The sequence below is a fragment of the Anaerolineales bacterium genome (genome assembly GCA_022866145.1).
Classification (GTDB): domain Bacteria; phylum Chloroflexota; class Anaerolineae; order Anaerolineales; family E44-bin32; genus PFL42.
The window spans coordinates 1-7,509 of sequence record JALHUE010000287.1 but is presented as its reverse complement, the minus strand read 5'-3'; the positions used below and the strand labels follow the sequence as shown (position 1 = coordinate 7,509).

Sequence of the window (7,509 nt, the reverse complement as noted above, 5' to 3'; positions counted from 1 at the left end):
GCAAGCAGGTTATTCCATTGATATCGGTCGGGCATGCCCTGCACAAGCCCCAAGAGTAGCCCCACCGCCAGAATGGCCGATGCCAAGCCGGCGAAAGCAATTCGCCATGGGCTCTCGCCCGCATCTTCCCGCCCTGCCGACCATGCACGGTGAAGGGCGAAGGCTGCCATCGTGGCCATTGCCGGCAGGGGCGTGATGAAGTAGTGGCCGAAGTTCTGGCCTGACAGGGCGACCAAGGTCCACTCCAGCGGGATCGCCACTAGGGTCACGAGGAGAACCAGGCCAGCGGCGTCCGTGATCACGGAGGCGGCGAAGCCGGTCACGCCTTGCGTTCCCTCGCCGGCAGGTAGCTTCCGGCGGCGTGCCCTGTGAAGCTCCCAGGCAAGCAGGATCATTCCAGCCATGGCCAACATCGTCAGGTTCGCCATGGGTGCGCTCTCGGTTAGCTTGCGGAAGGTCACATACAGACTGCGCGCCGACAACCCTCCTCGGACATAGGCCGAGCCATAGACGAACAGGGCATCCAGCATGTCGGTGAGTCCGCCGCGTACATACCAGTAGCTTGCCACAAGGAGGAGCGGCAGCCCGAAGCCGGTCATGAAGATGAGTAGGAGCCTCAGCACCAGACGCCATTGCCGCTCCCATATCCCCTTTCCCATGATCAGGCCGGAGCAGACCACGCCCAGGGCGATGTACGTCGGCTTGAAGAGGAATGCAAGTGCAGTTGCCATCCCGGCAAGGAAGATCGCCCTTCCCTGCCCCTTGCGCAAGTACCAGACCGTACACCCCAAGACCAGGACCTGCGGAAGGAGGGCGAAGAGCTCCGTGGAATTCCCGCCCTGATACACCCCGGTTTGGTGCAGCACAACCAGGAATAGGAATGTAGCCGCCAGGGCTGCGATCCTGCCAGTCAGGGATTTCAGGACGAAGTACAGGCCGACTACGGCTGCCGCGCTCCACAAGGCCGAAAGCCCCCAGATCGGCCACACCGTCTCACCACCGAAGCGGAGCGCAGCCGCATTGAGATAGAACACTCCGGGCGGCTTGGTATCGAACACATCCCGATACAGGAGGTCCCCCTGCAAGATTCTCTCGCCACCATAGGCAAACAAACCGCTGTCGGGTCCCATCTCGACGAAGCGGGGGCTCCACCGAATCTGGAGGGTGAGAATCGCGACCACCAAGACCACGGCCAGGCTCAGGTCCAGCAGGACTCCCTTCATCTGGCTCTCTGTCCGGGGTGCATCGCGAGATCCAAGGGGCGTGGCCATCTCTGTCATCCTGCGGGTGATGAGCTAGCACCCCTCTGGCCCACCCCACCGGTACCCAGTCGCAATGGGCCCGTAAGGCTCATCCTCCCTGGGCGGCCATGGCGGTGAGGAAGAGGGGAGCTACTCACTCCCTCCTGGTATACCACTAGGGTTATCCACCAGCCTTGGCAGAGGCATCCTCAGAGTTCCGCTTGCCGCCAGGGTGCTTCCTTGCCGAGTCCATAGGGGAACTCCGGGAAGGCCACCTCGCTGTGCGGCGGCGCCATATCCCTCCGTGGCAAGGTTCCATCCCTGAGAATCATCGAGCCGAAAGATCACGAACTGATCCTCGAGCGCCGGTTCGCGGTGGTAGCGCGTGTTGACAAACCGCGAAAACTCGGTGAATCCGGAGAGGATCTCACCTTGGCATCCGCAGGCTTCATGCAGCTCCTGCTCAGAAGCATAGAATCGTGGTGCAGAGCCGCTTTCACGCGGGGCGATGATCAATGCAGGTGGATCGTCACGGAGATCTGCCAAGAAACGGTCCCAGAGCTCGCCGTTGTGAAACCCCCCCATGAAGAGCGGCAGGTAATATACATAGGGCGTTGGAGAACGGCGGCCGGTTTCGAAATTGAGCTCCGCTCCCAATCCCCACACAAGCACACTCTCGTCCGGTTCGGTGGTGTCCATGACGTAGTCGTCAATGGCCGATATCGCCGGGGTGCGAGTCGGCACGTTGCGGAGGAGAGTCCCGATCTGGTCCATCGACGGCCGTACGAGCCCGACCGTGGCAACCAACCAGACTGCCAGACCCCCAAACACAAACGGAGTTGCCCTCGCAGTCCCCCCATCCCAACGCTCACCCGGGGAGAGGGCGACCCCCTTGCGGACCAGCCAGTAGCTGGACGCCGCGCACAGCACCGGCGGAAGGGTCAAGAAGTAGTGACCGTACTTCCCGGCGGCGAGCGCGACAAGAGCTATCTCCGAGAAGAGAGACAGGAATACAGCCAGGAACAGGAAGTCGAGTGGGATCGCAGCATCCGGTCCGCGATCCCCCGCCAACCACAAACCCAAAGCATGTCGGCGTGCCGCTGCGAATCCGAGAGCTGCCGCGAGAGCGATGACAAGAAGCGGGGACAGCGAAGGGTCAGTCGCAACCTCCCTCAAGGCACCGTACAGGCTCCCTACCCCCCAGTTTCCTTCGACGTAGAGCAGGTTGTATTCCACGGTGGATTGCCAGAGTTGCGCAAGCGCACCCTGGGAATACCAATAGGTTCCGACGACAAGAAGACTGATGACTACGGGAATGCAGACGGCTCCGAGGGACCTGAGGCCTTCTCGGATTCCACGCACTCGGCTCTGATAGAGGAGAATCACTGCAATGCATGCTAACGAGGTCCCGACATTCGTCTGCTTCAGCAGAGCGCCCGCAGCGAATGCGGCCCCCAACCCGACTGCAAAGCGGTTGTCTCCCCGTTCCAGGAAGAGGAATGCAAGAAGCAAGGAGGCGACGGACGGCAGAACGCCGTAGAACTCCGTCATGTTTGAGCCTTCATAGAACTTCGGCTGCAGCAACGTCGCCAATAGGACGCCTGTCAGGAGAACAGCCGACCCTTTGGTCAGGATCTTGGAAAGCAGGGCATAGAAGGCTATCGCGATGAAGATCGTCCACGACACCGTGAGGAACCAGATCGTCCAGGCATCTGCCGGCCCAATCAGAAAGGCCAGCGAATTGAGGTAGTACACCCCAGGAGGCTTGTGATCCCAGAAGTCCTTGTAGGGGATATCTCCATCGAGAATCTGCTTCCCCGCGTAGGCAAATACCGTTCCATCTAGTTGCATCTTGTGGTTCGGAGGCCCCCACCGGATCTGCAGGAAGACCGACAGGACAAGGAGAGCCAGAAGACTCGAGATTGTCCCCGGACGACGAGAGGCCTGCAGGATGTTGCCCAATCGCATAGGGGCCATCACTCTTGGGATCCTGCTCCAGCGGCGCACGCCCGTCTTCGCCGTCGGAGCACCCCGGCACGACGAACCCGCAAACCGCGCCTGACTGCGTAGGGATTCAAGCTGAGCTCCTCAGCGGGGCAATGAACGGACCATGCGCATTCGCACTCCATGCCGGGCCACGAGCACCCCCCTTCCAGCTATCCACCGCTCCGCTCGTACCCACTGCCTTGTCGAGCTCGTCGCGCGTCCGTCGTTCCGCAGGAGTTTCCAGTCTGTGGACACTATGCCCGTGGCCCGCGTGACCTTGAGGATATCCCAACCACGAAGGGAGAGACACTTGCTCTCCGCACCGCCTCCCCGCCAACGCAGCGCCCGAGCCAATGGACTCCGACCATGTAGATGGCGTCATGGCCCACGACCATGCTCGCTGCGATGGACCAAGGCCTTCGCGCCCACCCCTATTCGCTGAGCACAGCAACCAAGAACGCTACGACAACGAAGGCACCAAGATAGCTCGCTGTTGGACCGATAGACCGACCCATCCCAATGGCTTCGGCGGCGAGAATCCCGGGATTCCCACGCCACCAAGCAGGAGAAAGGATACCACGGCCGAGGGGGCCCGCCCGCTTCCAAGGACCGCCCCCAAGAGCGGGACAGCCAACGCTTCTGGTGTCATCGGTATCGGAGAGATGGGTCGCGGGACCTGATTTTGAGTAGCGACCGCGATGACCAGGCTGCCGACAAGGATGAGCAACAAACCTCGGGCGCCTCCCATCGATGGGCGGAGTGCATCGATCATGGGTCTTTGATGGAAGCAATGCTCTCGATGGTGCATTTCTCTTGAATCGCTCCGCCCAACGGCCTCGAGCCAAGCCGCTCGGCGCCTCGGGCTTTTCTCCTTCATTCCATGGGAAGACGGCCGCCACGGAACCGTCGCATTCTCGCGCGCAAGCCGAGCCGGCTTCCCCGGCCTCCCGAAGGACATCGGGACGATGTGCGGCCTTGGCAGGCAGCGAGTTGCTGGGCGGCGTACCTGGTCTTCGACCGCCGGTCCTCGGGCAGCATCTTCCCACGGCCGGACATGCTCTCGGGCAGGGTTCTCAGGCAAGTGCCTTACATATGAGCGTCATTCCGGGGAAGAAACTTGGAAGGCGGCCAAGGGTTCAGGTGCTTGCCTACATAGTGAGCCTCTGTGCGACCATCCAGAGAATGGCCATGAACAGGGCGCCGACCGCACAGACTCCCAAGCCCTTTAGGAACCCTATGAAGTGGAAGCGGTAGTCGCGGTAGCCTGGCATCCCCTCGGTGCCTGGAAGAACCATCGGCCGTGGCTGGATCGTGCAGAAGAGAAGCCAGTCGAGGAAGATCAGATCGAATGCGTTGAAGACAAGCAGGGCGACTGCAGAGAACGCCAACGCTGGTATGAATGGCACGTATTCGATCTCAGCCCGTAAGGCGAAAAGGCCGAGTATGGGAATGACGAGGACAGCTGTGAAGAACGCAACAGCTATGTAGGGGCGCAGGAGGGCAGCCCGAGGGGACATAGGGCCGTATCTCTGCCTGATGTCGGGAGGGTAGTCGCCGACCCACATGTCGGGGGCGACGACCCCGCTTATGATCATGATCGTCGTGAGGACGAGGGACAATGCCACGCCACAGATGAAGGCGCTATTGAAGATAAGATGCCAATTGGGCACTCGGATCTCCGGTAGAACGGCCCTGGCCGCCTCACGGCCTCGAGCTAAGCTGCCCGGCGGACGCGGGCAGACGCCCATGATTGTCGCGCAAGCCGCCGGGCCAGGCGCCCCACCCTAAGCCCCAGCCCGCCGGGTCAGCTTCAGCGAGTTGTTAGGCGGCGCCCCGGTACAGTCCGGGCTGATAGGTAACAGTTTAGTCCAGGTGGATGGGTAACACTCTTGCAAGGGGCATGCCACCGAGGAGGTGGCCATGCCCTGGAGAGCTGTCTTACCCATGGACGAGAAGATCCGCTTCATTGAGACGTTTCGGGCCGGGGTTTTCAACTTCACCGAACTGTGCGCCTTCTTCGACATCTCCTGCAAGACCGGCTACAAGTGGGTGGAGCGCTGGAGGGCCGAGGGCCGGGAAGGGCTCGAGGACCGTTCGCATGCAACCCACTCGTGTCCCCACAGGCTGCGCCCCGATGTGGCGGCGGTTCTCCTGACGATCCGCCGCAAGCATTTGAGCTGGGGGCCAGCCAAGATACTGCGGATCCTTCACGGGCAGCGACCATCCCTGCCCCTCCCCGCTCGATCCACCACGGCGGAACTCTTCAAACGGCACGGCCTGGTGAAGCCAAGGCGCAGGCGGCCGCATCCGGGCCATCCCGGCCTTGGACAGACGCCGATGTCGCACCCCAATTCGGTCTGGACGGCTGACTTCAAAGGCCAATTCAAGACCCTCGACGGCAAATGGTGCTACCCGCTCACCCTGATGGATGGGTTCTCGAGGTACTGCCTGGCCTGCATTGGCCTGCCCTCGACCAAGCATGAGCTCGTCCAGCCTCTGTTTGAGCGGGCTTTCCGGGAGTTCGGACTACCAGACGTGATCCGCACAGACAACGGCGCACCCTTCGCCTCCCAGGCCATCCACCGGCTATCCCGACTCCACGTGTGGTGGATCAAGATCGGCATCCGCCCAGAGCTCATCCTCCCCGGCCATCCCCAGCAGAATGCGCGCCATGAGCGCTTCCACAAGACCCTCAAGCACGACACCGTCAAACCCCCAGCCTCAAGCCTGAGTGCCCAGCAGCGCAAGTTCAACCACTTCGTGCGGGAGTTCAACCACGATCGGCCCCACGAGTCTCTCGGCCAGGAGACGCCGGCGTCCGTGTATCGGCCGTCCTTTCGCCCTTACCCCGAGCGGATCCCCGAACTTGAATACCCGGCTCACTTCGAGCGACGCCTGGTGAGCCGCAATGGCGGCATCCGCTGGGGCAGTGCCTGGGTGAACGTGAGCCACGTCCTGGAAGAAGAGTACGTCGGCCCCGAAGAGGTTGAAGACGGCGTGTGGGCTGTCTACTTCGGGCCGCTGCTCCTCGGTCGCTTCGACGAGGAAACCCTGCAGCTACATGGGGGGTTATCCCCAAAACAAGCCGTTGTGAGTGTTACCAATCAACTTGGACTTTCTGTTACCCATCAGCCCGACTGCTCACACTTCGCCTTTGAGGGGGCGCACAGATGGCGATTCGGCGTCCGCAGATGTGCCTTTCGCATTCCCGATGACCTCTACCAGACTTGCGCTGACGACCAGGATCGCACCAATGGCCTCGCGCGCACCAAATGGTTCTCCTGCGAGCAGAGCTGCGCTGCCAATTCCCACGACGGCCTCAATCTGGAGCAAGATGCCCAGCCTGCCAGGGTCGACGTGGCGGGAACCCCAGTAGACTCCCCACATCACTGGGATCAAGAATGTGACTGCGATCAATAAGAGCCACGGTGCGAGTGTGATCAACTGTTCCAGGGATGGAGGCTGACCGAGAGCGGCAAGCGGGAGCAAGGAAAGAACCAGAGCTGCGACGGAGCCATACAGGAAGAATGCGAAGATCTGCTCAAAGACCGATGTCTCAGGTGCCTGGCGGACTCGCATGGCGCCAAATGCAAACAGGATGCCTGAGAGCAAGGCCATCAGGTCTCCGAGGTTCATGGACAACGAGTGAGGTCCGCCCACGCCGAGAAGGATGAGCATCCCCGACAAGCTAAGGAGCAGGGCGATGCCGCGCCATCGGGTGAATGGACGCCCCATCAGGGCCACTTCCAACAGCGTCCCCCATGCCGGCATCGCGTAGAAGAGGATCAGTGCGCGTGCAACGTCGGTAAGGAGCAGACTCTCGAGGTATAGCGCAACCGCAGCCCCGATGAGCAGTCCAGTGCGATACTGTTGAATACCGGTGGGCCGCTTGCGCAGCCAACGCAGGGTCGCGAACGGCATCAGGATGACGAGGGGCGCGAGGAACTGGCTCAGGGTAGCCCAGGCGGGATCAAGGCCGAAGCGTTCAATTGCTCTGAGAGGTATCCAGAACAAACCCCACGCGGCTGAAGCTATCGCGACGGCTATTTCAGGGTACGGACGTCTACGTTTCACTGTAGGATTTCGCGCATGCCATGTGTGATGCCGCCTAACGGCCTCGAGCTAGGCCGCTCGGCGGCTGAGGCTGGTTTCTATTCTCGCGCCGACCACACGGCAGGCCAATTTGCCTGGATATTCGCCCGCCAGCCGAGTCGGCTTCAGCGAGTTGTTGGGCGGCCAGGAGCTGGTGGCCTGGGCGTGGACATGGCGCGTGGAGCCATCG

General features: G+C 61.6%; 4 protein-coding genes. 1 reads left to right on the top strand and 3 read right to left on the bottom strand.

Features of this window, described 5'->3' with window-relative positions; translation table 11 throughout:
• The 3 genes from MUO23_08895 to MUO23_08885 all read right to left on the bottom strand — a co-directional run.
• Positions 1 to 1,223 (bottom strand): glycosyltransferase family 39 protein (locus MUO23_08895; protein ID MCJ7513071.1); only part of this gene is annotated, 1,223 nt, incomplete at its 3' end.
• Between the two features lie 168 nt (positions 1,224 to 1,391).
• On the bottom strand, positions 1,392 to 3,218 hold the full coding sequence (locus tag MUO23_08890; GenBank protein MCJ7513070.1) for a glycosyltransferase family 39 protein: 1,827 nt from the start codon (positions 3,216 to 3,218) through the stop codon (positions 1,392 to 1,394).
• A gap of 1,157 nt (positions 3,219 to 4,375) precedes the next feature.
• On the bottom strand, positions 4,376 to 4,846 hold the full coding sequence (locus MUO23_08885) for a hypothetical protein (GenBank protein MCJ7513069.1): 471 nt from the start codon (positions 4,844 to 4,846) through the stop codon (positions 4,376 to 4,378).
• Between the two features lie 301 nt (positions 4,847 to 5,147).
• On the opposite strand from MUO23_08885, the gene MUO23_08880 reads away from it, so the two are divergent.
• Complete coding sequence (locus tag MUO23_08880) at positions 5,148 to 6,647, top strand: integrase core domain-containing protein (protein MCJ7513068.1); 1,500 nt, start codon at positions 5,148 to 5,150, stop codon at positions 6,645 to 6,647.
• Positions 6,648 to 7,509: the final 862 nt, after the last annotated feature.